The organism is Nocardioides pini (genome assembly GCF_026712185.1).
In the GTDB taxonomy this organism is placed as follows: domain Bacteria; phylum Actinomycetota; class Actinomycetes; order Propionibacteriales; family Nocardioidaceae; genus Nocardioides; species Nocardioides pini.
Genome location: NZ_JAPPUX010000007.1, coordinates 25,921 through 48,065, shown reverse-complemented (window position 1 = coordinate 48,065; position 22,145 = coordinate 25,921). Strand labels below are relative to the sequence as shown.

The following is a 22,145-nucleotide window of genomic DNA, read 5'->3' as shown; positions in this document are numbered from 1 at the left end:
GCACCATGGACCCGCACCCGTGGCGCCTGGGGCCGCGTGGGCGGCGCTGGCTCGACCGGCTGGTCGTCGCGTTCGTCCTCGTCGTGGGCGGCCTGGGCCACATCGCTGCCGACCAGCCGGTCGCGACCGCCTTCACCGTCGCCGAGGTGCTGCCCCTGCTCTGGCGCCGCAGCCACCCGTGGCCGGTCTTCCTCGTCGTCGCGGCGGCGTCCGCGCTGCAGGCGGTCCTCCACGACGAGCCCACCGTCGGCCAGCTCGCCTTCCCCGTCGCGGTCTACTCCGTCGCGCGCTGGTCGCCGCGGTGGCAGGGCGTGGCGGCGCTGCTCGTGGGGTACGCCGGCGCGCTGGTCGCGGCGACCCGCTGGCTGTTCGGGTTCGGGGCCGGCGACCTCACCCCGGGCAACCTCGCGCCCTACACCGTCACGATCGGCGCCATCGTCACCGCCGCGTGGGCGCTCGGCTGGGCGGCGCAGTCGCGCGAGCGGTACGTCGCCTCGCTGGTCGCGCGCGCCGAGCAGGCCGAGCGGATGGCCGAGCGGGAGGTGGAGCTGGCCGCACGCGACGAGCGCTCGCGGATCGCCCGGGAGATGCACGACGTGGTCGCCCACGGCCTGTCGGTGATCGTCGTCCAGGCCGACGGCGCGCGGTATGCCGCCGCCAAGGACCCCGCCGTCGCGGTCGGCACCCTGGAGACGATCTCTGCCGCGGGCCGCGAGGCGCTCACCGAGATGCGACGGCTGCTGGGGCTGCTCCGCGAGGGCGACACCGGCGTGGCGCCGCAGCCCGGCCTCGACGATGTACGCCACCTCGTCGACGAGGCCCGCGCCGCCGGCACGCGCGTGAGCGCCGACCTCCCGGAGCCCGCGACCGACGTGCCAGACGGGATCGGGCTGGCGGCGTACCGCATCGTGCAGGAGGCCCTCACCAACGTGCGCAAGCACGCCGGGCCGGACGCGGCGGTGGACGTGCGCGTCGCCGTCGGCACCGAGGTCGTCATCGAGGTCCGCGACGACGGGCGGGGGGCGGCCTCCCACCCGGACAGTCGCGGCCTGGGCCTCGTCGGCATGCGCGAGCGCGCCGCCGTCCACGGCGGGACGTTGGAGGCCGGCCCCGCGCCGGGGGGCGGGTTCGCGGTGTCTGCGAGGCTGCCGCTGTGAGCGAGAGCGACGCAGCCGGCCATCACGCCGGGCCGGTCCGGGTCTTCCTCGTCGACGACCAGCAGATGGTGCGCGCCGGCTTCCGGATGCTCGTCGACAGCCAGGACGACATGGAGGTCGTCGGCGAGGCCGGCGACGGGGGCGAGGCGCTCGAGCGGCTCGCCGTCACGGCCGCCGACGTGGTGCTGATGGACGTCCGGATGCCGCGCGTCGACGGCGTCGAGGCGACGAGCCGGCTGCTCGCGCGGGCCGCCCCGCCGCGGGTGATCGTGCTGACGACCTTCGACCTCGACGAGTACGCCTTCGCCGCGATCCGCGCCGGCGCCTCCGCGTTCCTCCTCAAGGACGCCGCACCGCCCGACCTGCTCGGCGCGATCCGTGCCGTGATGGCGGGCGACGCCGTCGTCGCCCCCAGCACCACCCGGCGGCTGCTCGACCACTTCGCCGCGCTGCCCGACCCGGCCGCGCCGGCGACGTACGACGACCGGCTCGCCCAGCTGACCGAGCGCGAGGTCGAGGTGCTCACCCTCATCGCCCGCGGCCTGACCAACACCGAGATCGCCGAGCACCTCGTCGTCGCCGAGACGACCGTCAAGACCCACGTCGGCCGGGTGCTGGCCAAGACCGGCTCCCGCGACCGCGTCCAGCTCGTGGTGCTCGGCTACGAGACGGGCCTCGTGAGTCCCTGACCGCCTCCCCGCTGGAGTCACCGGATATCCGGTGACCGCCCTGCTTACAGGTACAGATCTCGACCTCGAAGCACGCAACTCGGGTACGAACCTCGGCGGCAGGGTCCTCCCCCGGTCGTACGCCGACCGCGCGCGTCCGCCCGCAGGCCGACCCGAGAAGCCTTCCCCGGGCCGACGACCGGGCGGCCGCTGACGAGCACCGTTGTCCCCATGACCACGACACTCGACACCAGCACACCGGCCGGCACCCGGACGGCTGCCAGCGCCCGCGGCCTGACCCGCACCTACGGCACCGGCGACAACGCCGTCCACGCCCTGCGCGGCGTGGACCTCGACGTCCCGGCCGGCCGCTTCACCGCCATCATGGGCCCGAGCGGCTCCGGCAAGTCCACCCTCATGCACTGCCTGGCGGGCCTCGACGCCGCGACCTCCGGCGAGGTGACCGTCGCCGGGCGTGACCTCGCCGGCCTCGACGACACCGCGCTGACGATCTTCCGGCGCGAGCACATCGGCTTCGTCTTCCAGGCCTTCAACCTGCTGCCGATGCTCACCGCCGGCCAGAACATCGTCCTGCCCCTCGAGCTCGCCGGTCGCCCGGTCGACCGGCAGCGCTACGACCAGGTCGTCGACGTGCTCGGGCTCCGCGACCGGCTCGGCCACCTGCCCAGCCAGCTCTCCGGCGGCCAGCAGCAGCGCGTCGCGATCGCCCGCGCGCTCGTCACCCAGCCCGACATCGTCTTCGCCGACGAGCCCACCGGCAACCTCGACAGCGAGGCCAGCGCGGAGGTGCTCGGGCACCTGCGCCGCTCGGTCCGCGAGCTCGGGATGACGGTGGTGATGGTGACCCACGAGCTCGACGCGGCGGCGTACGCCGACGACGTGGTGGTCATCCACGACGGCGCCGTCACCGCCCACCTCACCGACCCCGGCCAGGACGAGCTCGTCGCCGCGCTGCGTGGACGGGGCGCCTGATGCGCACCGTGCTCGTGGCGTCGATGCGCCACCACACCCGGAGGTACGTCGCGGCGTCGGTGGCCGTCGTCATCGGCGTCGCCTTCATCGTCGTCATCGGCATGCTCACCGGGGCCACCCGCGCCGGGATGACCGCCGACGTCGGGGCGCCCGTCGCCCACGTCGACCACGTGGTGACCGTCGCGGACCCGCGCGACGTCACCCGGCTGATGGCCGGCGCGGCCGAGGACGACGTCGCGGCACTCGCCCTGGGCTACGCGATGGAGCCCGTCTCGCGCGACGGCGTCCAGCTCACCCGGTCCGCCGACGTCGCCGAGGTCTCCCTCGACCCGGGCCTGCAGTGGCAGGCCCTCGAGGCCGGTCGTCTCCCGACCGCGCCCGGGGAGGCCGTCGCCGACGTCAACGCGGCCAAGGGATCGGGCGTGGGGATCGGCGACCTGCTCCGCGTCGGCAGCGGCCGCGCGGCCGCCGACGTCGAGGTGGTCGGCCTGGTCGACAGCCCCGCCGCGATGGGCGCCGACCTCTACGTCCCGTGGCCAACCCTGGAGCGCTTCCGCGACACGCTCTGGGCGGACGCCGTCGCCTGGGGCGGGTCCGCGGAGCTCGCCACCCGACTCGTCCCCGACGCCACCGTCCGGGACTCGGACGCCTGGGTGGCCGAGCGGCAGGCCGAGATCTCCCGCGGTGTCGACATCATCGCGATCCTGGCGCTGGTCTTCGTCGCCATCGCGTTCTTCGTGGCCATGCTGGTCATCGCCAACACGTTCTCGATCCTCTTCGCCCAGCGCCTGCGCGAGTTCGCGCTGCTGCGCTGCGTGGGAGTGACCCGCCGCGAGCTCCGCCGCTCGGTGCGGCTCGAGGCGCTCGCGACGGGGGTGGTCGCCTCCGCCGCGGGGGTGGTCGTCGGCGGGCTCGGCGGCCTCGGCCTGGTCCAGCTCGTCGGGATCTGGTTCACCGACATGGGCGCAGCCACCATCGACCCGTGGTGGCTCGGTGGCGCCTGCGCGCTCGGCGTGCTCGTCACGGTGGCGGCCGCCTGGCTCCCCACCCGCGGCGTCACCCGGGTGCCGCCGCTGGCCGCCCTGCGCCCCGACACCGGTCCTGACGCGCGCTCACAGTCCGGCCGCCTCCGGCTCGCGCTCGCGGTGCTGTCGGTGGCCACCGGCTCGGGCCTGCTCGCCGTCGCGGTGGCGGACGGGGCGCTGCCCTCCGTCGTGCTCATGCTGGGCGGCGGCATGATCGCCTTCGTCGGCGTGCTGCTGCTCGGGCCCTGGCTGGTCCCGGCGCTGCTGACCGCGGCGAGCCGGCTCCTCGGCACCGGCCCCGTGGGCCGCCTCGCCGCCGGGAACGCGGTGCGTGACCGGCGCCGCGCCGCCACCACCGCCGCCTCGCTGCTGGTCGGCGTCACCCTCACCACGGCGATCCTGACCGGACTGGCGTCCTCGCGCACCGGCATCGACGACGCTATGGACACCGACTACCCCCTCGACGCGACCGTCACCGCGGTGGACGCACCGCTCGACGACGCGCTGGTCGAGCGGGCGGCCGCGGTCGACGGCGTGGCCGACACGGTCACCCTCGCCGGCACGATCGCAGCCGTGGGCGACGAGCCGCTCCCGCTGGCACAGGTCTCCGGGCGGCCCACCGTGGTGCGCGGACCGAGCGACCTCTCGCCGCCGGACGGCACCGTCCTGCTGTCCTACGACGTGGTGGACGCGTGGCCCCGCGACGTGGCCGACCGGGTGCTGGACACCGACCGGGTCGTCGTCACGGTCGACGGCCGGGACCACACCCTCGACGTGCGGCTCGGCCCCGCGTGGGGGCAGGCCGGGCTGGTGTCCTCCGCGACGATGGCCGAGCTCACCTCGACGGCCCAGCCGGTCGCGGTGTGGGCGCGAGCCGTCCCCGGGACGGACGCGGAGGACCTCGACGGGGACCTGGCCGCGCTGGCCGGGAGCCGGGCGGTCGTCGACGGGGGCTACGCCGACCGCGCCTGGGTGGACCTGCAGGTCGACATCCTGACGGGCGCCGTGGTCGGGTTGCTGGGGATCGCCGTGCTGATCGCCTTGATCGGCATCGGCAACACGCTCGGCCTGTCGGTGCTCGAGCGCAGCCGGGAGAACGCCCTGCTGCGCGCGATGGGCCTGACCCGCGACCAGCTGCGCCGGGCCATGGCCGCGGAGGGGCTGCTGCTCTCGGGGGTCGCCACCGCCCTGGGCACGGCGATCGGCCTCGTCTTCGCCTGGGTCGGCGTGCGCGTGCTGCTCGGGCCGGTCATCGACGACGTCACGATGACGGTCCCGGTCGTGCAGCTCGGTGCGGTCGCGCTGGTCGCCGCGCTCGCCGGCCTGGCCGCGTGCGTCGTACCCGCCCGTCGCGCCGCCCGGGTCACCCCGGCCGCGGGGCTGGCGCTCGACTGAGCGCGACGAAGGCCCCGGACCTCCGCGGGGGAGAGGTCCGGGGCCTTCTGCTCGTGATGGTCAGTCGCGCTTGCGGCTGACCAGCACGCCGAGGACGGCGTAGCCCACGAGCAGGTGGAGGGCACCGACGTACATGCCGACGGTCTCGCCGAAGATGCCGAGCGCGGGGACGGTGACGACGGCCCAGCTCTCGGCGACCATCGGCCAGAAGCGGGCAGCGCCCTTCCACCGGCCGGCGATCGCGATCCGGACACCGATGAGGAACATGCCCAGCATCGACAGCGGCCAGAAGAGGTCCAGCGCCAGCCAGCCCGGCTGGGTGAGGTCGGAGACCCCGATGGCGTCCACGAACGTCGACGCGATCGCCAGGCTGAGCGCGACGGTCTCGGCGCGGATCACCCCTCGGGCGATCCGGCCGTCGCCCAGCGCCCGGGTGCGCCACAGCACGCGCAGCAGGAACAGCACGCCGACCTGGAACAGGCCGGAGCCGAGCCCGAAGACGACCAGGCCGGTGGTGTCCTGAGGGTCTTGGCCGACGGCCAGGATGGAGGCCGACCAGGCCACGGCGCCGGCGGTGAGCACCCTGCCGTGGAGCAGGAACGGGCGGGTGGGGCTCGTCGCGGTGCCCGGAGTCGCGGTGGCGACGTCGGAGCGAGCGGGAGCGGGAGAGTGCGAGATCGTCACGGTCGTGACTCCTGTCATCTGGTGGTGGGTCCGCCGCCGGTTGCGGCATGCCAGAAGGTTCGCCGTCCCGGAGACCCGCCCGGCAGGGAGAGCGGTCCCGCGTCCGGTCCCCTCGTCGGGTCCCGCCACGAGGGGACTCCGGTCCCCTGACGGCGGGACACCCGCGCGGCGATACTGCTCGCGTGAGTACGACGACCGCCGGCCGCGCCCGGTCACGCGCCGCGGTGGCGTCGTACGTTCCCGTGCTCGTCGCCGTCGTGTGCCTCGTCGCGTCGGTGTGGCTCGACCTGACCAACACCGACGCCGAGCGGACCGCGGCCGACATCGGCTTCGCCTTCCCGGTGGCCCTGCCCGGGCTGGTCCTCGCCGTCTCGGCCACCTGGGTCCTCCGCGAGCGTCCGGGAGACGCGGTCGGTCGCGTGCTCGGGGTGGTCGCGGTGGTCTGGGCCGTCGACGGCGCCCTGTCCGGATGGCTCGCCCACGGCTACGCGCACGGTTCGGTCGGCACGGACGCCGCGTTCTGGTTCGTGGCCCGCTTCGGGGCCGTCCTGCTGTCCGGCCTGGTGGCCGTGCTGCTGCTCTACCCGACCGGGAGGCTCCTGGCCGGTCGCTGGCACGCGCTGTCCGTGGGCGTGCTCGCTGCGTCGTTCGCACTGCCGATCGTGCTCGTCCTCGCCCCCGACGACGTCGTCTTCACCACCCCCGTGCCGGGCGTCTCGACCGAGGTGGTGAGCCTCCCGGTCCCCGACGGCCTCGTCGAGGCCCTGCTGCGGGTCGGGCAGGTGCTCACCCTCGGGTCCATCGTGGCCGCCGTCGCGCTGCTGCTGGTCCGCTACCGGCAGGGGTCCGGCCGTGAGCGCACCCAGCTGCGATGGCTGCTGTGGGCGGGGATCATGTGCGTCCTGCTCGTGGCCGCGGGAGCCACGCTCTCGGTCAGCGGGGGCGTCACCACGGTCCTCCTCGACGTCGCGGTGATCACGCTGGCCGCCTCGGTCGCCATCGGGCTGCTGCGCCCCGACCTCGGCGACGTCGACGCCCTGGTCACGTGGACCCTCACCACCGCCGTCGTCGCCGCGATCGTCGTCGCCGTCGACCTCTCCGTGCTCGCCGCCGGCACCGCGTTGCTCGGCGACCGCCTCGACCAGCGCAGCGTCACGCTGGTCGTGCTCGTGCTGGCCGTCGTGGTCTACGGCCCGCTCCGCAGCTGGCTCGGCGGGCTCGTCCACCGCCTGCTGCTGGGCCGGCGGGGCGACCGGTACGGCGCGGTGTCCGCGCTCGCGGCCCGGCTGGAGACGATCGGGACGGTCGACGAGCAGCTGCCCGCGCTCGCCTCCGCGGTGGCCGACACCTTCAAGGTCCGGCACGTGCGGGTCGAGGTGCTCACCCCCGACGGCGGCCTGCTCTCCGCGTCGCACGGGACCGCGCCCGCCGAGGTGCAGGAGATCGACATCGCCTACCAGGACGAGCGCGTCGGGCGGCTGGTGCTGCCCGTCCAGGGCTACCGATCGATGCTGTCGCGCCGCGACCAGGGCCTGCTGGTCGACCTCGTGCGCCAGGCCGCCGTGGCGATCCGCGCCCGGCTGCTCGCCACCGAGCTGCAGGCCAGCCGAGAGCGCCTGGTGCTCGGGCGCGAGGAGGACCGCCGCCGGATCCGCCGAGACCTGCACGACGGCCTCGGCCCGGCCCTCGGCGGGGTCGCGCTGCGCCTGCAGGCCGCCGGCAACGCCATCGACGCCGACCCCGTCCGCGCCCGCGAGCTCGTCGGCCTGGCCCGCACCGAGGTGAGCGAGGCCCTCGACGACGTACGCCGCCTCGTGCACGACCTGCGCCCGCCCGCGCTCGACGACCTCGGCCTCGAGGCCGCGGTGCGCCAGCAGGCCGACCGGGTGCGCTCCGAGGTCGCCGTGGACGTGTCGGTCGAGGGTGCGACGGGCCTGCCGGCGGCGGTCGAGGTCGCGGCCTACCGGATCGTGTCGGAGGCGCTTGCCAACGTGGTGAAGCACGCCGGCGCGCGCCACGTCGACGTACGCCTCGAGGGTGGCGACACCGCGCTCACCGTGACGGTCGCCGACGACGGCCGTGGCATCGGCCCGGACGTCACCGCCGGCGTCGGGCTGCTGTCGCTGCGCGAGCGCGCCGAGGAGCTCGGCGGGCGCTGCGAGGTGACCTGCCCGGAGTCCGGCGGCACCACCGTCCACGCGGTCCTGCCGTACGGCGCCGGGGTCCGCGACACTGGAGTGGAGGGGGACTGCCATGACTGACCCGATCCGGCTGCTGATCGCCGACGACCACCCGGTCTTCCGCGACGGCCTCGCCTCGCTGCTCGACCCGCTGCCCGGGATCGAGGTGGTCGCCCGTGCCGCCGACGGCGCCGAGGCCGTCGCGCTCGTCGACGAGCACCGCCCGGACGTGGTGATCATGGACGTGCAGATGCCGGTGATGAACGGCATCGACGCCACCCGCGCGGTCGTCGCGGCGCACCCCGAGGTCGGGGTGCTCGTGCTGACGATGGGTGAGGACGACGGCACGGTGCTCTCCGCCCTGCGCGCCGGTGCCCGGGGCTACCTCCGCAAGGGCGCCGAGCAGGACGAGATCGTCCGCGCCGTGTCGACCGTCCACGCTGGAGGCGTCGTCTTCGGCGCCTCGCTCGCCGCTCGTATCGCCGAGGTGCTCGCCCCCACCGCCCGCCCCGAGCGTCCCTTCCCCGAGCTCACCGAGCGGGAGACCGAGGTGCTCGACCTCATCGCCGCCGGACGCTCCAACGGCCAGATCGCGCAGGAGCTGTTCCTCTCGCCCAAGACGATCCGCAACAACATCACCAGCATCCTGGCCAAGCTGCAGGCCACCGACCGTGCCGACGTCATCATCCGGGCGCGCGACGCGGGGCTCGGGAGGCACTAGGTTCCGTCCATGGAGCGCACAGACGCGGCGGAGAGCCGGGAGAAGCAGGACGGCCTCGACCCCTTCGAGCGGTTCGTCGAGGTGTCGACCAAGGTCATCAGCCGCGCCCCGTTCTTCGCGGTCGTGGTGGCCGTCGTGGTCATCTGGGCGGCGAGCTACCCGCTGTGGAAGTCGACCACCAAGTGGGAGCTGGCGATCCACACCTTCGGCGGTGTGCTGTCGCTGCTGCTCCTCGTCCTGCTGGAGAACGCCGGGCGCCGCAACACCGAGGCCATGCAGGAGAAGCTCAACGTCATCGCCGAGGCGCTCGCCGCGCTGATGGACTCACGCGCGGCCGACGACCCCGAGCTCCGCGAGGCGGCGGGCAACCTGCGCGAGGCGGTCGGGCTCGAGGAGCAGCACTGACCGGGCACCTCCTCGCGCTGGAACCCGCCGAGCGGGCACTTCCTTGCGCTGAAACCCGTCCACCGGGCACTTCCTCGCGCTGGAACCCGCCGAGCGGGCACTTCGTCGCGCTGGAACCCGCCCACCGGGCACTTCCTCGCGCTGGGCACACGCACGAGCGCGAGGAGCTGCCCGGTCGGCGCTGTACAGCGCGAGGAACTGCCCGGTCGGCGCTGTGCAGCGCGAGGAACTGCCCGGTCGGCGCTGTGCAGCGCGAGGAACTGCCCGGTCAGCCCACGAGCAGGCGCAGCGTCTCCTCGCGCGCGGGTGACGTACGCACGTCGGTCCCGGCCGCGGCACCCGCGACGGGGTGCACCATCACCTCGTCGACGCCGTGCTCGGCCGCGAGCTCCTCGATGCGGGCCCGCGCCTGGTCGGGCGAGCCGACGATCCAGCGCTGCGCCATCGCATCGCCGAAGGCGCGCTGGTCCGCGGTCATCTCGACCGCCTCGGCCTCCTCGACGAGCCGCTGCGGGTGCAGCGGCGCACCGGTGCGCAGCGCGATCATCTGCTGCACGTTGGGCAGCGCGCGACGCCGGGCCTCCTCCTCCGTCGGCGCCACGACGGCGTTGACGGTGAGGAAGGTCCGCGGCTCGGGGTACTCCGGAGAGGGGCGGTACGTCGAGCGGTACAGCTCGAGCGCGACGCCGGTCCCCTCCCCCGAGAAGTGGTGCGCGAAGACGTACGGCAGGCCCTTCTCGGCCGCCAGGCGCGCCGAGTAGTCCGACGACCCGAGCAGCCACATGTCGGCGACCGTGCGGGCCGACGGCGTGGCTCGCAGCGGCTGGCGGCGCGGCCCGACCTGGAGCTCGACGCCCTCGGTCGTCATCAGGGTGCGGATGTCCTCGACGTAGTCGGGGAACTTGGCGACCGCCTCGTCGGCGGACTCCGCGCTCCCCCCGCGCAGGACGAACCGGGTCAGCGGGTCGGTGCCCGGGGCGCGGCCGATGCCGAGGTCGATGCGACCGGGGTAGGCGGCCTCGAGCAGGGCGAACTGCTCGGCCACGACGAGCGGGGCGTGGTTGGGCAGCATCACGCCGCCCGACCCGACCCGGATCCGCTCGGTCGCCGCAGCCAGCATGGCGATCAGCACGGGCGGGTTGGTGGCCGCCACCGCCGGCATGTTGTGGTGCTCCGCCACCCAGTAGCGGCGGTAGCCCAGCTCGTCGGCGACCTGCGCCAGGCCCCGCGAGGCGGCGAGGGCGTCACCGGTGGTCTGGTCGCTGCGGACCGGGACGAGGTCGAGGACGGACAGGTCGACGGAGGGAGCAGTCACTGTCGACCCAGCGTCCGCACCCGGTGGGTTATTCCGATTGACCTCACGTGCACTGGAGGTCCTACCGTCTGACCAGTGACGACCACCCCGACGCCGACCCAGCCTCGCGAGCGGATCCTCTCGCCGGCGTACGCCGCCACGACCATCGCGATGTTCGGCCTCATCGCCTTCGTCGCGTTCGAGGCCATGGCCGTCGCCACCGTGATGCCCACCGTGGCGCGGGACCTCGACGGGCTCGACCTCTACGCGCTCGCCTTCGCCGCGCCGCTCGCCAGCGGGGTCGTCGGGATGGTCGCTGCCGGCATGTGGAGCGACCGGACCGGACCGGTGGTGCCGCTGCTCGCGGCGATGGCGCTCTTCTCCGCCGGACTGCTTGTGTGCGGGCTGGCGCCGTCGATGGAGGTGCTGCTCGTCGGCCGCGTCCTCCAGGGGCTCGGCGGCGGGGCGCTGACGGTCGGGCTGTACGTCGTCGTCGGGCTGGTGTTCCCGGCCGCGCTCCGTCCTGCGGTCTTCGCCTCCTTCGCCGCCGCGTGGGTGCTGCCCTCCCTCTTCGGTCCCGGGCTCGCCGCCTTCGTCGCGGACGTGTGGAGCTGGCGCTGGGTCTTCCTCGGCGTGGTGGCGCTCGTCGCGCTCGCCCTCGCGCTCCTGGCTCCCGCACTCCGCGGGCTGACGGTGCACGCCGAGGGCACGGACACACCCGTGTCACGGCTGTGGTGGGCGGCGCTCGGGGCCGCCGGGGTGCTGGTGCTCGAGCTCGTCGGCTCGGCCCGCGGCGTCGCCGCTCTCGGCGCGCTGGCCGCACTGGCGGGCGTCTGGGTCTCGCTGGGGCGCCTGCTCCCGCCTGGCAGCCGCACCCTGCGTCGGGGGCTGCCGTCGGTGGTGGCGACCCGCGGCCTGCTCGCGGCGACGTTCTTCTGCGCGGAGGCCTACATCGTCTACGTCCTGCAGGACCACTGGGGTCTCTCCCCCGGCCGCGCCGGCATCGCGCTCACCTGCGTCGGCGTGGTGTGGGCGAGCGCCAGCCAGGTCCAGGCGCGCCTCGGCTCGCGGGTGTCCCACACCCGCGCGATGGTCATCGGCACCTCGCTGGTCCTCGTCGGCCTGACCGCGCTGGCGACCAGCGTGCTCACCCGCGACGCCGGCGCAGACCCGTCCGCCGTCCTGCCGGCAGCGGCGTACGTCCTCGCCGGCGCCGGGATGGGCTTCGCCTACCCGCGCACCGGGGTGGCGATGCTCGAGGCGTCGACCGACCGCGACCGGGGCTTCAACTCCTCCGCCCTCACGGTGGCCGACTCCCTCGGCGCCGCGCTCGCCCTGTCCGTGGCCGGCGCCGCCTTCGCGGCCGCCGAGCGGCAGGACCTCGACCCGTTCCTCACGGTCTTCACCTTCGCCGCGCTCGCCGCGGTCCTCGGCGTGGTCGCCGCGGCCCGGACGCGTACGACATGAGTCCGGCCGGCCCCGCGAGGGACCGGCCGGGCCGTCATGTCATCGGGAGCGGTCAGGACGCCTGCTCGATGGTGGGGTAGTCGGTGTAGCCCTCGGCGCCGCCGCCGTAGAACGTGTCGGGGTTCGGCGCGTTGAGCTCCGCCCCGTCACGCCACCGGTCGGCGAGGTCGGGGTTGGCCAGGAAGGGGCGCCCGACGACGACCGCGTCCGCAAGACCGGTCGCGAGCAGCTCCTCGACCGAGTCGAGGGTGGTGACGTCGCCGAAGCCGTCGTTGAGGAGCACGACGCCGTCGAAGCGCTCACGCAGGTCGCGCACCAGCGTCTCGAGCGGCTCCAGCGGGCTGGCCAGCAGGCTCAGGTAGGCCAGGCCGAGCGGCGCGACGGCGTCGACCACCGCACGGTAGGTGGCGGTGAGGTCGGGGCCGAGCTCCTCGCCGATGCCGTTGAACTGGTGGGCCGGGCTCAGCCGCAGGCCGACCCGCTCGGCGCCGATCGCCTCGGCGACCGCGCGCACGACCTCGACGACGAACCGGGCGCGGTTCTCCGGCGAGCCGCCGTAGACGTCGCCGCGCAGGTTCACCGTGGGGTCGAGGAACTGGTGCAGCAGGTAGCCGTTGGCCGCGTGCACCTCGACACCGTCGAGACCGGCCGCGACCGCGTTGCGGGCCGCGGTCACGAAGTCGGCGACCAGGCCGGCGATCTCGTCGGTCTCCGGCGCGCGGGGCACGTCGTGCGGCTTGCTGCCGTCGGCGGTGACCATCTCGCCGGGGGCCTGCACGGCGCTGGGGGCGATCGTCTCCACGCCGTCCTTGTTGTCCGCGTGGGCGATCCGACCGGCGTGCATGAGCTGGGCGACGACCACACCGTCGCGGGCGTGCACGGCGTCGGCGACCAGGCGCCAGCCGGCGACCTGCTCGTCGGTGTAGAGCCCGGGAACGTCGAGGTATCCCTGGCCGACGTGGCTGGGGGCGGTGCCCTCCGTGACGATCAGTCCGGCTCCGGCGCGCTGCGCGTAGTACTCCGCGTTGAGGGCGGTCGGGGCGTTGCCGTCGCCCGCGCGGTTGCGGGTCAGCGGGGCCATCACGAAGCGCTGGGGCAGCTTCCAGGGACCGACGGCGAGGGGCTCGAATGCACGGGACATGAAGGTGGTGCCTCCAGAGTGGTTGAGGACTGTACGACTCCCTCAGCCATCCCGCGCCGGTCGATGTTCCCCGACGAGAGAAGCCTCACAGCGGCTACCGGGACCGGCTCACCCCACGCGAGCCGGCCCGGCCGCCGGACGGTGCTTCGCACCCGAGTTCCCTGCTTACAGGTAGAGATCTGTACCTGTAAGCAGGGCGGTCACCGGATATCCGGTGACTCCAGCGACGGCCGAGTCACCGACGCCGGAGCGAAGCCTCCACCAGCGCCGGCGGGGCATACCCCCGGTCCGCCTCGTTGAGGGTCGTGCCGGGCGGCACGATCTCGTCGATCCGGTCGAGCACGTCGGCGGGGAGCACCACCTTCTCCACCCCGAGCTGCGACTCGAGCTGCTCGAGCGTGCGCGGGCCGATGATGGCCGACGACACCGCCGGGTGGGCGAGCACGAAGCCGAGCGCGAGGTGGATCATCGAGAGCCCCGCCTCGTCGGCGAGCTCCTGCAGCTGGTGCACCGCCTCGAGCTTCACCTTGTTCTCCGGCGACGCGGGGTCATGCCGCGCGGGCTGGCGGCGCAGCCGGCTCGACGTCACCTGCGGCTCCTCGCCGCGGCGGTAGCGACCGGACAACCAGCCGCCCGCGAGCGGACTCCACGGCAGCACCCCCAGGCCGTACTTCTGCGCCGTCGGCAGGATGTCGCGCTCCACCTCGCGGGCGAGGATCGAGTACGGCGGCTGCTCGCTGACCGGCCGCTCCCGGCCGCGGCGATCGGCCACCCACTGTGCCTCGACGACCTGCGAGGGCAGGAACGTCGACGTGCCGATGTAGCGGATCTTGCCCTGACGCACGAGGTCCGTCAGCGCGCCGAGCGTCTCGTCGATGTCGACCTCCGGCCGCGGCCGGTGCACCTGGTAGAGGTCGATGTGGTCGACCTGCAGGCGGCGCAGCGAGTGCTCGACCTCGCGCACGATCCAGCGCCGCGAGTTCCCCGCCTGGTTGGGGTCCTCGTCGTGCATGTTGCCGTGGAACTTGGTGGCCAGGAAGACGTCGTCGCGGCTGCCCTTGCGTGCCTTGAGCGCCTTGCCGACGATCTCCTCGGACTCGCCCCGGGCGTAGACGTCGGCGGTGTCGATGACGTTGATGCCGGCGTCGAGCGCGCGGTGGATGATCGCGATGGACTCGTCGTGGTCGGGGTTGCCCCACGCGCCGAACATCATCGCGCCGAGGGTCAGCGGGCTGACCTGGACGCCGGTGCGTCCCAGGGGTCGGTAGTGCTCGAAGCTGCTCATGCGGTTTCCTTCTGCGGGGTCGGTGCGTACTGGCTGGCCGGCCGGTCGAGGCCGAGGTGCTCGCGGAGCGTGGTTCCTGTGTACTCCGTGCGGAACAGCCCGCGTTCGCGCAGGAGCGGCACGACCTCGTCGATGAAGACGTCGATGCCACCCGGGAGCCACGGCGGCATCACGTTGAAGCCGTCCGCCGCGCCCCTCTCGGCCCACTCCTGGATGGTGTCGGCGATGTCGACCGGGGTGCCCGCGACCACCCGGTGCCCGCGGGCACCGGCGAGGCGGTGGCACAGCTGGCGGATCGTCGGGCTCTCCCGGGCCACGATGTCGAGCACGAGCTGCGACCGGCTGTGGAACGCGCGGTCACCCACCGGCGCCACGACCTCGGTCGGGAACGGGCCGTCGAGGTCGTACGCCGTCAGGTCGACGCCGACGAGGTTGCTCAGCTGCTTGAGGGAGTACGCCGGCTGGGTGAGGTCGTTGAACTCCTCCTCCAGCGCGCGGGCCTCCGCGGCCGTCGACCCGATGAACGGGCTGATGCCGGGCAGCACCTTGAGCCCCTCGGGGTCGCGACCGACGGAGCGGGCGCGCGCCTTGATGTCGGCGTAGAACTCCTGCGCGTTCTCCAGGGTCTGGTGCGCGGTGAAGATCGCCTCGGCCCAGCGGGCCGCGAACGACCTGCCGTCCTCCGACGACCCGGCCTGCACGTAGACCGGTCGCCCCTGCGGCGAGCGCGGCGCGTTGAGGGGGCCGGCGACGGAGAAGTGGCGACCCTCGTGGTCGATCCGGTGGATCTTGTCGGTGTCGGCGTAGACCCCGCTCTCGCGGTCGGCGAGGACGGCGTCGTCCTCCCAGCTGTCCCACAGTTTGGTGACCACGTCGAGGAACTCCTCGGCGCGCTCGTAGCGCTGGGCGTGGGCCGGGTGGGCGTCGAGGCCGAAGTTGTGCGCCGCGGCGGCCGAGGAGGTCGTGACGATGTTCCACCCGACCCGGCCGTTGCTCAGGTGGTCGAGCGAGGCGAACTGCCGGGCCAGGTTGTAGGGCTCGTTGTACGTCGTCGACGACGTCCCGATGACCCCGATCCGCTCGGTGGCGGCGGCGATGGCGGTCATCTTGGTGATCGGCTCGAGCCCACCGCGAGCGGCGTACCGGATGTTGTCGGCCAGGGCCGGCCCGTCGGCGAAGAAGACCGCGTCGAACTTCGCGGCCTCGGCCCGCTGGGCCAGCTCCTGGTAGTAGGTGATGTCGGTGATCCGCTCCGGCTGCGACTCCGGGCGCCGCCAGGCCGCCTCGTGGTGGCCGTCGGGGTAGATGAACAGGTTGAGGTGCAGCTGCCGGACCGTCATGACGCCGCCCTCTCCACCGCACGGTCGAGGTGACGGCCCGGCGCGTCGTGGTCGTCCTCGACGCCGAGCTCGGTGAGCAGGCGGGCCCGCAGCCGGGCGAACGCCGGGTCGGCCTGCGAGCGCCGGCCGTCGAGCTCGACGCGCGCGTCGTGGCGTACGACGCCCCCGTCGAGGACGATGACGCGGTCGGCCAGCACGATCGCCTCGTCGACGTCGTGCGTCACCAGCAGCACGGCCGGCTGGTGCACCTCGCACAGCTTGCGCAGCAGGGTGTGCATCCGGATCCGGGTGAGCGCGTCGAGCGCACCGAACGGCTCGTCGGCCAGCAGCAGCTCAGGGTCGCGCACCAGCGAGCGGGCCAGCGAGGCGCGCTGCTGCTCGCCGCCGGAGAGCTCGTGGGGCCACGCCTTCTCGCGCCCGGCGAGGCCGACCTCGGCCAGCGCCTGGCGGCCGCGGTCGGCCGCGTCACCGGCACGCAGGCCGAGCGTCACGTTGTCGAGGACGCGCTTCCACGGCAGCAGCCGCGAGTCCTGGAAGACGACCGAGACCTTCTCCGGCACCTCGATGACGCCGGTGCCGGCGACGCCGCGGTCCAGGCCGGCGAGCGACCGGAGCAGGGTGCTCTTGCCCGAGCCGCTGCGACCCAGGAGGGCCACGAACTCGCCGGGCGCGATGTCGAGGTCGAGGCCGTTGAGCACGCCGCCCGCCTCGTTGAAGCTGCGGTGCAGGGACCTCACCCGCACCGCCGGTGCCACCTCGGTGCTCAGCTCGCCAGCGTACGACGCCATGACAGTGCCTTCCTCTCGATCAGTCGGACGACCGCGTCGGCGGTGACGCCGAGCAGCGCGTAGACGACCAGGCCGACGACGATGATGTCGGTCTGCCCGTAGTTGGACGCGAGCGTGATCATGTGGCCGATCCCGCTCGTGGCGTTGATGACCTCGACCACGACGAGCGCGAGCAGCGACGAGGTCACCGCGAAGCGCAGGCCCAGCAGGAAGCCGGGCATCGCGCCGGGGAGCACGACGTGGCGCACGAACTCGCCGCGCGTCACGCCGAGCGTCTCGGCGAGCTCGGCGTACCTGCCCTCGATGGTGCGCAGGCCGTTGTGGGTGTGGATGTAGATCGGCACGAAGACGGCCAGGGCGATCGTGATGACCTTCATCGGCTCGCCGATGCCGAGCCACAGGATCAGCAGCGGGATGAGCGCGAGGGTCGGGATGGAGCGCTTGACCTGGATGGGCCCGTCGATGAACGACTCACCGATCCGCGACAGCCCCGAGACCAGGGCCAGCACGGTGCCGACGAGGACCCCGAGGCCCAGGCCGAGGGCCGCGCGGATGCCGGAGGTCACCAAGCTCTCCTGCAGGCGACCGTTCTCGATGAGCGTGCCTGCGGTCTGCACGACCGTCCACGGCTCGGTGAGCGTGCGGGGGTCGAGCACGCCGGTGGCGGACCCCACGACCCACGCGAGCAGGAGCGCGGCGATGCCGATGAGGCCGCCGAAGCGGATCGGCTCGCCCGGGCCGAGCCGGCGCCGGGTGGGGCGTACGTCCTCCGCCTCGGCGAGGGCGCGGGTGGGGGCCGACAGGTTGCCGGTGAGGGTCGTCATGAACCCTCCACCGCGTCGGCGATGGCCTTCTCGTAGCGCCGGTCGTAGATCGTCTCGACGTCGAGCGGCTCCTGGTCCTGCGCCTCGACCAGCGTGTCGACGGTCTCCTGGTGGCGGGCGATGAACTCGTCCCAGTTGGTCGGCACGGTGAACTGGCCCAGCGCGTCGACGACGTACTGCGCGTCCTCGGGCGAGAGGCCCTCGTGGTCGACGTAGTAGGCCTGCGCGAACTCGTCGGGGTGGTCGGAGATCCACTGCTGGGCCTTGGCCCACGCGGCGACGTACTCCTTGATCGCGGCCGCCTTGTCGGCGTCCTCCAGCACGGTGGTCGGCGTGTAGAGCGTCCAGGCGTCGTCGCGCACGCCGGGCTCGATGGTGCTGGCCCCGTCGCGCTCGTACTTGGCGAGGTAGGTCTTGACCAGGGTCTGGCCGAGCGGGGCGACGTCGACCTGCTTGCTGGCCAGCGCGACCGAGAAGGCGTCGTCGACGCTCTGCATCTCGACGAACTCGACGTCGTCCTGGGTGAGGCCGGCCTCGCGGAGAACGTTGAGCACCAGCGCGCCCTGGGCCTGGCCCGGGCTGTAGGCGATCTTCTTCCCCTTGAGGTCCTCGATCGACTTCACGTCGACGCCGGGAGCGACGCCGAGCTCGTAGGTCGGGTGCTCCATCGGGTCGACGGTCTCGCGTGCGGCGACGATGCGGACGTCGGTGCCGGTCCAGTGCGCGAAGAGCGGCGGGATGTCGGCGACCGACCCGATGTCGATCGCGTCGGCACGGAAGGCCTCGAGCGTCTTGGGGCCGCCGGTGACGTTGGCCCACTCGACGTCGATGTCGAGGTCGTCGATCAGGCCGGAGGTCTCCAGGGCCACCTGGGTGGCCGGGTCACCGACGCGCAGCACGGTGTCCTCGGACGGCGCGTCGGGAAGGGCAGCCGTGAGCTCGAGCCTGGGGCCGGCCTGCTCACCGCCGCAGGCGGACAGGGCCAGGAGGCCGGCAGTGGCCAGCAGGGCCGCTCGGGTCAGGGTGCGGGTGCGCCCACGTCGTGGCATCAGGGGTTCTCCTTCTCGGAACAGCGGACTTCAAAACTAATGTAATTGACTAGACTTTAGTGATATTGACGTGACAGGAGTTCCCGATCACGTCCCGGCCCGGTGCGTCGGGGCTGGCGGTCAGCGCAGGAGCGGCAGGAGGGTGTCGCCGACGCGCACGATCTCGCGCTCGTACGGCGTGTCGCTGAGCACGAAGTGGGTGACCCCGAGGTCGGCGTAGCGACGCAGCGCCTTGGCCACGTCGTCGGGTGACCCGACGAGCCAGGTCGTGCCGGCGCCACCACCGCCGACGCGGCCGGGGGCCGTGTAGAGGCAGTCGTCGAGCACGTCGCCCTTCTCGGCGAGGTCGAGCAGCCGCTGCTGCCCCACGGCCACCCGGCGACCGGGGTCGACGGCCCACTCGTGCTGCCCCTCGGCCATCGCGGCGACCTTCGCCTCGGCGTCGGCCCACGCCTCCTCGGTCGTCTCGCGGACGAGGGTCGTGATGCGCAGGCCGAACTCGAGCGGCGGCAGGTCACGGTCGAGCTCGGCACTGAGCGTGCGCAGGTGGTCGATGCGCGCCGCCACGCCATCGAGCGGCTCGCCCCAGAACAGCTGCACGTCCGCCTCGGCGGCCGCGGTGCGCTGGGCGGCCTCGGACGCGCCGCCGAAGTAAAGCTGCGGGTGCGGCCTGCCCTCGCGCGCCACCGGCTTGTGCTCGAGGGTGGCACCCTCGGCCCGGTAGTGCGCGCCGTCGAACGTGATGTCGCCCTCGGTCCAGTAGCGCCGCACCAGCCGCATGAACTCGCGCGTGCGGGCGTATCGCTGCGCCTGGTCGCCCTCGTCGTCGCCGTACTGCGGCTGGTGGTCCGGGCCCGAGACGATGTTGACCTTCACCCGGCCGCCGCTGAGCTGGTCGAGCGTCGCGGCGGACGAGGCGAAGTGCGCCGGCGTCCAGTAGCCCGGCCGGATCGCGATGAGCGGATTGAACGTCGTCGTCGCCGCGGCCAGTGACGTGGCGACCGTGAAGGTGTCGGGCCGCTTCCACCCGGTGCCGATCAGGGCCCCACCCCAGCCGTGCGCCTCGGTCAGGCGGGCGAGCCACGTCAGGCGCTGGAGGCTGTTGTGCCCGGCGACGGTGTCGTCGAGCCGGTGGCCCGCCGTCACCTGGTTGGGGATGTACCAGAGGAACTCCATCGTGCGCCTTTCCACTTAATCTCTACTGGGTTACTAGAGATAGCACACGCCGACATTTACCCCGACGACCCACGCCCACATGGCGGATACCGGGACCGCCCGTGGCGTCCTCGGCCGACGCGGCCGTATTGCGGTCAGCAGGTGGCCTGAAGGGGTCCTAGCCTCGGGCCATGGACATGAAGCTGGAGCTGGTGATGGTGCCCGTGACCGATGTCGACCGGGCCAAGGAGTTCTACGAGAAGGTCGGCTTCGTCGCCGACCACGACCAGGTGGTGAGCGACGACGTGCGGTTCGTCCAGCTCACGCCTCCGGGGTCCGCGTGCTCGATCGCGATCGGCAAGGGGCTCACGAAGATGGAGCCCGGGTCGCTGGACAACCTCCAGATGGTCATCGCCGACGCCGACGCGACCCACGCCGACCTCGTCGCGCGCGGCATCGAGGTCAGCGACGTCGACGAGCTCGCCTGGGGCCGTTTCGTCTTCTTCGCCGACCCCGACGGCAACGGCTGGGCGCTCCAGCAGCTGCCCGCCTGGTCGAAGAGCGCCGGTGGCGAGGGGTACGACGCGTCGTAGGCGTTGACGACTACAGACCACCGACCTCCTCGCTCTTGACGCGACGGCGCTCCTCGGCGTCGACGGCGGCGGCGGTTCGCTCCACCCCACCTCAACGCCTCGAGCCCGCATTGACACTCACACCCCGTGCCCCACAACGTGCTGTGAGTCATCACGAACGAACAGCCGCGCTCGACGCTGGGGTCGATGGACAACCCCCGGCGACGACTGTCGCAAAAGGGGCGCCTGTCCCGGCAGTCCCCCAGCGCGATGCCGCCGTGCGGTCCCGCACGGGCGTCGATGCTGACGAGCCGCTACCCGCGCCACCACGAGTACGACACGAGCAAGGCTCGCGACCTCTCTGCGCGCGCGGCGTCGCCGTGCGCTCCCTCGTGCACCAGCGACGCAGCGCGTCCGGCTAGGGCTCGAGCCGCTCCAGCATGTCGTTGAGGTGGTGGCGCAGGTGCTGCGCGTGGTCGGTCGCCACCTGCTGGAGGCGGGCGACCTCCGCCTCAGCCTCCACGCGCTGCTTCTCCGACTCGGCGCGTACGCCGTCCGCCGCGGCCTGCGCTTCCTCGCCGGTGCGCGCGGCCTCGACCCGCGCCGCCTCGACCATGTTCGAGGCCTCGCGCTGCGCCGTACGCAGCAGCGTCTCTGCCTCCTGCCGCGCCTTCGCGACGACCTCCGCCGCCTCCGCCCGGGCGTCGGAGAGCCACTGGTCGGTGTCGCGGGCCGTCATCTCCAGCAGCCGCGCGGCCGAGGGCGAGCGCTGCTCCGGCACCACGGGCCGCCCCGCGGGGTCGTCCTGGTGGTCGCCCGCTGCACTTCGGACGTCTGTGTCGTGCTCCTGGTTCGGCACGTGCCTCTCCTCCCTCTTCCCCCGCGGCGAATGTCATCGGCAGCGTACGAGGTCGAGGCACCCACGCGTCGAGGGGGATGTGCGGCCGGGCTCCGGTCCACCCATCGGGGTGCACGCTGCTCGGAAACGCCGAGCCCGTGGGGCAGCATGCCGATGCGGAAGGACGCCCACGACCGAAGGACCTCCCATGCCCGGCCCCGACCACCTGTCCTCCCTCCGACGCCGGCTCGAGATCGGGCGGCTGGTGAGCGGCTCGCTCGCGGAGATGTTCATCAAGGCCTATGGCGCGGGGGCCGCCCTCAGCGTCGCGTTGAGCGACGCCGAGACGATGAGCGGGAAGGCCGGCGATGCCGTCCGGGCGGTGCCGAACCTGACGGAGAGGTACGAGCAGGCGTCGTACGTCGTCGAGCACCGCGAGCAGGTCCAGGCCGCCGTCACGTACCTCAACGAGCACACCCTCCCGCAGGACGAGCTCCAGCGGACGGCGGACGAGAGCGTCCGCACCCTCGGCTCGATCGAGACGACGTACGACGAGATGGGTCGGGCGCGCAGCGTGCTCGAGATCGACGGGTTCAGCGGCACCTTCGACAACGTCCGCGCGGCGATCGGGCACGTGGGCAACGCCTACGACGCGCGACCCGACCTCGACTCGCTCCGGCAGCTGGCGGGCGTCGCGGAGCAGGTCCGGCCGTTCACCGACCAGGTGGACGTGCTCATCCCGGTCTACTACGGCAACTTCTTCACCCTGACCGACAACTTCGCGAGCGACGAGATCGCCTCGACGCTCCTCGTCATGGCGCTCGCTCTCGGTGTCGCCGTCGTCCTCGGTCGGGCTGTCGGCTTCTGGGTCCGCCGCGGCCGACCCGGCCTGGTCGCGATCGTCCTGCAGCGGTGGGGCACCCAGGTGTTCCCCCGGTGGTACGCCCGCAACCTGCCGTACGTCATGGGCGCACCGCTGTACGACGCGGCGCGCACGCGCATCCAGCGCGAGATCGCGGCGGACCCGGAGCAGGCGCTGGACCCCGAGGTCCTCCGCGAGCTCGAGCAGTGGTTCGCGGGCAGGAACGATGCCCACGTGGGCCGACCCGGCGACTGATCGGACCAGCGGCGGCAGGCCCACCTCCCGGGCCGGACGAGGTCGGT

General features: G+C 73.3%; 20 protein-coding genes. 10 read left to right on the top strand and 10 right to left on the bottom strand.

Annotated features, from left to right (window positions below; translation table 11 throughout):
- Nucleotides 1-5: 5 nt before the first annotated feature.
- The 4 genes from NYO98_RS20690 (at nt 6) to NYO98_RS20675 (ending at nt 5,238) form a co-directional block, all read left to right on the top strand.
- The gene (locus NYO98_RS20690) at nt 6-1,157 is read left to right on the top strand and encodes a sensor histidine kinase (RefSeq protein ID WP_268113770.1); all 1,152 of its coding nucleotides are present in this window, start codon (nt 6-8) and stop codon (nt 1,155-1,157) included.
- Nucleotides 1,154-1,846, top strand: a complete 693-nt coding sequence (locus NYO98_RS20685; protein ID WP_268113769.1) for a response regulator — start codon at nt 1,154-1,156, stop codon at nt 1,844-1,846. The genes NYO98_RS20690 and NYO98_RS20685 overlap by 4 nt, the downstream gene beginning before the upstream one ends.
- 210 nt (nt 1,847-2,056) lie before the next feature.
- A complete protein-coding gene (locus NYO98_RS20680; RefSeq protein WP_268113768.1) occupies nt 2,057-2,818 on the top strand; it encodes an ABC transporter ATP-binding protein in 762 nt (253 codons plus the stop codon).
- Entirely contained in the window at nt 2,818-5,238 is a 2,421-nt protein-coding gene (locus tag NYO98_RS20675; RefSeq protein WP_268113767.1) for an FtsX-like permease family protein, read from the top strand. The genes NYO98_RS20680 and NYO98_RS20675 overlap by 1 nt, the downstream gene beginning before the upstream one ends.
- 60 nt (nt 5,239-5,298) lie before the next feature.
- On the opposite strand, the gene NYO98_RS20670 is transcribed toward NYO98_RS20675, so the two are convergent.
- Nucleotides 5,299-5,922, bottom strand: a complete 624-nt coding sequence (locus tag NYO98_RS20670) for a hypothetical protein (protein WP_268113766.1) — start codon at nt 5,920-5,922, stop codon at nt 5,299-5,301.
- Between the two features lie 182 nt (nt 5,923-6,104).
- Between NYO98_RS20670 and NYO98_RS20665 the strand changes: the two genes are divergently transcribed.
- Genes NYO98_RS20665 through NYO98_RS20655 form a run of 3 tightly spaced genes read left to right on the top strand, consistent with a single transcriptional unit; the run spans nt 6,105 to nt 9,228 of the window.
- Complete coding sequence (locus NYO98_RS20665) at nt 6,105-8,183, top strand: sensor histidine kinase (RefSeq protein ID WP_268113765.1); 2,079 nt, start codon at nt 6,105-6,107, stop codon at nt 8,181-8,183.
- Nucleotides 8,176-8,823 (top strand): response regulator transcription factor, encoded by a 648-nt coding sequence (locus NYO98_RS20660; RefSeq protein ID WP_268113763.1) that lies wholly within the window; start codon nt 8,176-8,178, stop codon nt 8,821-8,823. Before NYO98_RS20665 ends, NYO98_RS20660 begins: the two co-directional genes overlap by 8 nt.
- 9 nt (nt 8,824-8,832) lie before the next feature.
- A complete protein-coding gene (locus NYO98_RS20655; RefSeq protein ID WP_268113762.1) occupies nt 8,833-9,228 on the top strand; it encodes a low affinity iron permease family protein in 396 nt (131 codons plus the stop codon).
- 268 nt (nt 9,229-9,496) lie between these two features.
- Here the strand turns inward: NYO98_RS20655 and NYO98_RS20650 are convergent, their stop codons facing one another.
- Nucleotides 9,497-10,543 carry an LLM class flavin-dependent oxidoreductase gene (locus tag NYO98_RS20650; RefSeq protein WP_268113758.1) on the bottom strand — a complete coding sequence of 349 codons (1,047 nt, stop codon included), beginning with the start codon at nt 10,541-10,543 and terminating at the stop codon, nt 9,497-9,499.
- A gap of 75 nt (nt 10,544-10,618) precedes the next feature.
- On the opposite strand from NYO98_RS20650, the gene NYO98_RS20645 reads away from it, so the two are divergent.
- The gene (locus NYO98_RS20645; RefSeq protein ID WP_268113757.1) at nt 10,619-11,989 is read left to right on the top strand and encodes an MFS transporter; all 1,371 of its coding nucleotides are present in this window, start codon (nt 10,619-10,621) and stop codon (nt 11,987-11,989) included.
- A 52-nt stretch (nt 11,990-12,041) separates the two neighbouring features.
- Here the strand turns inward: NYO98_RS20645 and NYO98_RS20640 are convergent, their stop codons facing one another.
- The 7 genes from NYO98_RS20640 to NYO98_RS20610 form a co-directional block, all read right to left on the bottom strand.
- Nucleotides 12,042-13,130, bottom strand: a complete 1,089-nt coding sequence (locus tag NYO98_RS20640; protein WP_268113756.1) for an alkene reductase — start codon at nt 13,128-13,130, stop codon at nt 12,042-12,044.
- A gap of 235 nt (nt 13,131-13,365) precedes the next feature.
- Nucleotides 13,366-14,415: an aldo/keto reductase gene (locus tag NYO98_RS20635; protein WP_268113755.1), complete on the bottom strand. Its 1,050-nt coding sequence runs from the start codon at nt 14,413-14,415 to the stop codon at nt 13,366-13,368.
- Nucleotides 14,412-15,755, bottom strand: a complete 1,344-nt coding sequence (locus NYO98_RS20630) for an LLM class flavin-dependent oxidoreductase (protein ID WP_268113754.1) — start codon at nt 15,753-15,755, stop codon at nt 14,412-14,414. The genes NYO98_RS20635 and NYO98_RS20630 overlap by 4 nt, the downstream gene beginning before the upstream one ends.
- On the bottom strand, nt 15,752-16,543 hold the full coding sequence (locus NYO98_RS20625; RefSeq protein ID WP_268113753.1) for an ABC transporter ATP-binding protein: 792 nt from the start codon (nt 16,541-16,543) through the stop codon (nt 15,752-15,754). The genes NYO98_RS20630 and NYO98_RS20625 overlap by 4 nt, the downstream gene beginning before the upstream one ends.
- The gene (locus NYO98_RS20620) at nt 16,519-17,367 is read right to left on the bottom strand and encodes an ABC transporter permease (protein ID WP_268113752.1); all 849 of its coding nucleotides are present in this window, start codon (nt 17,365-17,367) and stop codon (nt 16,519-16,521) included. The genes NYO98_RS20625 and NYO98_RS20620 overlap by 25 nt, the downstream gene beginning before the upstream one ends.
- Nucleotides 17,364-18,416: an ABC transporter substrate-binding protein gene (locus NYO98_RS20615; RefSeq protein WP_268113751.1), complete on the bottom strand. Its 1,053-nt coding sequence runs from the start codon at nt 18,414-18,416 to the stop codon at nt 17,364-17,366. The genes NYO98_RS20620 and NYO98_RS20615 overlap by 4 nt, the downstream gene beginning before the upstream one ends.
- A gap of 120 nt (nt 18,417-18,536) precedes the next feature.
- Nucleotides 18,537-19,592, bottom strand: a complete 1,056-nt coding sequence (locus NYO98_RS20610; protein WP_268113750.1) for an LLM class flavin-dependent oxidoreductase — start codon at nt 19,590-19,592, stop codon at nt 18,537-18,539.
- A gap of 170 nt (nt 19,593-19,762) precedes the next feature.
- Between NYO98_RS20610 and NYO98_RS20605 the strand changes: the two genes are divergently transcribed.
- Nucleotides 19,763-20,164 (top strand): VOC family protein, encoded by a 402-nt coding sequence (locus tag NYO98_RS20605; protein WP_268113749.1) that lies wholly within the window; start codon nt 19,763-19,765, stop codon nt 20,162-20,164.
- A gap of 397 nt (nt 20,165-20,561) precedes the next feature.
- Here the strand turns inward: NYO98_RS20605 and NYO98_RS20600 are convergent, their stop codons facing one another.
- Complete coding sequence (locus tag NYO98_RS20600; RefSeq protein WP_268113748.1) at nt 20,562-21,002, bottom strand: SPFH domain-containing protein; 441 nt, start codon at nt 21,000-21,002, stop codon at nt 20,562-20,564.
- A 187-nt stretch (nt 21,003-21,189) separates the two neighbouring features.
- Here NYO98_RS20600 and NYO98_RS20595 point away from each other — a divergent pair, with 187 nt between their 5' ends.
- A complete protein-coding gene (locus NYO98_RS20595; RefSeq protein WP_268113747.1) occupies nt 21,190-22,098 on the top strand; it encodes a hypothetical protein in 909 nt (302 codons plus the stop codon).
- Nucleotides 22,099-22,145: the final 47 nt, after the last annotated feature.

Excerpts from the sequence above, each read along its gene's own strand:
- NYO98_RS20690 (WP_268113770.1), top strand. The coding sequence starts at position 6 with ATGGACCCGCACCCGTGGCGCCTGGGGCCGCGTGGGCGGCGCTGGCTC.
- NYO98_RS20680 (WP_268113768.1), top strand. The coding sequence starts at position 2,057 with ATGACCACGACACTCGACACCAGCACACCGGCCGGCACCCGGACGGCT.
- NYO98_RS20675 (WP_268113767.1), top strand. The coding sequence starts at position 2,818 with ATGCGCACCGTGCTCGTGGCGTCGATGCGCCACCACACCCGGAGGTAC.
- NYO98_RS20660 (WP_268113763.1), top strand. The coding sequence starts at position 8,176 with ATGACTGACCCGATCCGGCTGCTGATCGCCGACGACCACCCGGTCTTC.
- NYO98_RS20655 (WP_268113762.1), top strand. The coding sequence starts at position 8,833 with ATGGAGCGCACAGACGCGGCGGAGAGCCGGGAGAAGCAGGACGGCCTC.
- NYO98_RS20640 (WP_268113756.1), bottom strand. The coding sequence starts at position 13,130 with ATGTCCCGTGCATTCGAGCCCCTCGCCGTCGGTCCCTGGAAGCTGCCC.
- NYO98_RS20635 (WP_268113755.1), bottom strand. The coding sequence starts at position 14,415 with ATGAGCAGCTTCGAGCACTACCGACCCCTGGGACGCACCGGCGTCCAG.
- NYO98_RS20630 (WP_268113754.1), bottom strand. The coding sequence starts at position 15,755 with ATGACGGTCCGGCAGCTGCACCTCAACCTGTTCATCTACCCCGACGGC.
- NYO98_RS20625 (WP_268113753.1), bottom strand. The coding sequence starts at position 16,543 with ATGGCGTCGTACGCTGGCGAGCTGAGCACCGAGGTGGCACCGGCGGTG.
- NYO98_RS20620 (WP_268113752.1), bottom strand. The coding sequence starts at position 17,367 with ATGACGACCCTCACCGGCAACCTGTCGGCCCCCACCCGCGCCCTCGCC.
- NYO98_RS20615 (WP_268113751.1), bottom strand. The coding sequence starts at position 18,416 with ATGCCACGACGTGGGCGCACCCGCACCCTGACCCGAGCGGCCCTGCTG.
- NYO98_RS20610 (WP_268113750.1), bottom strand. The coding sequence starts at position 19,592 with ATGGAGTTCCTCTGGTACATCCCCAACCAGGTGACGGCGGGCCACCGG.
- NYO98_RS20605 (WP_268113749.1), top strand. The coding sequence starts at position 19,763 with ATGGACATGAAGCTGGAGCTGGTGATGGTGCCCGTGACCGATGTCGAC.
- NYO98_RS20595 (WP_268113747.1), top strand. The coding sequence starts at position 21,190 with ATGCCCGGCCCCGACCACCTGTCCTCCCTCCGACGCCGGCTCGAGATC.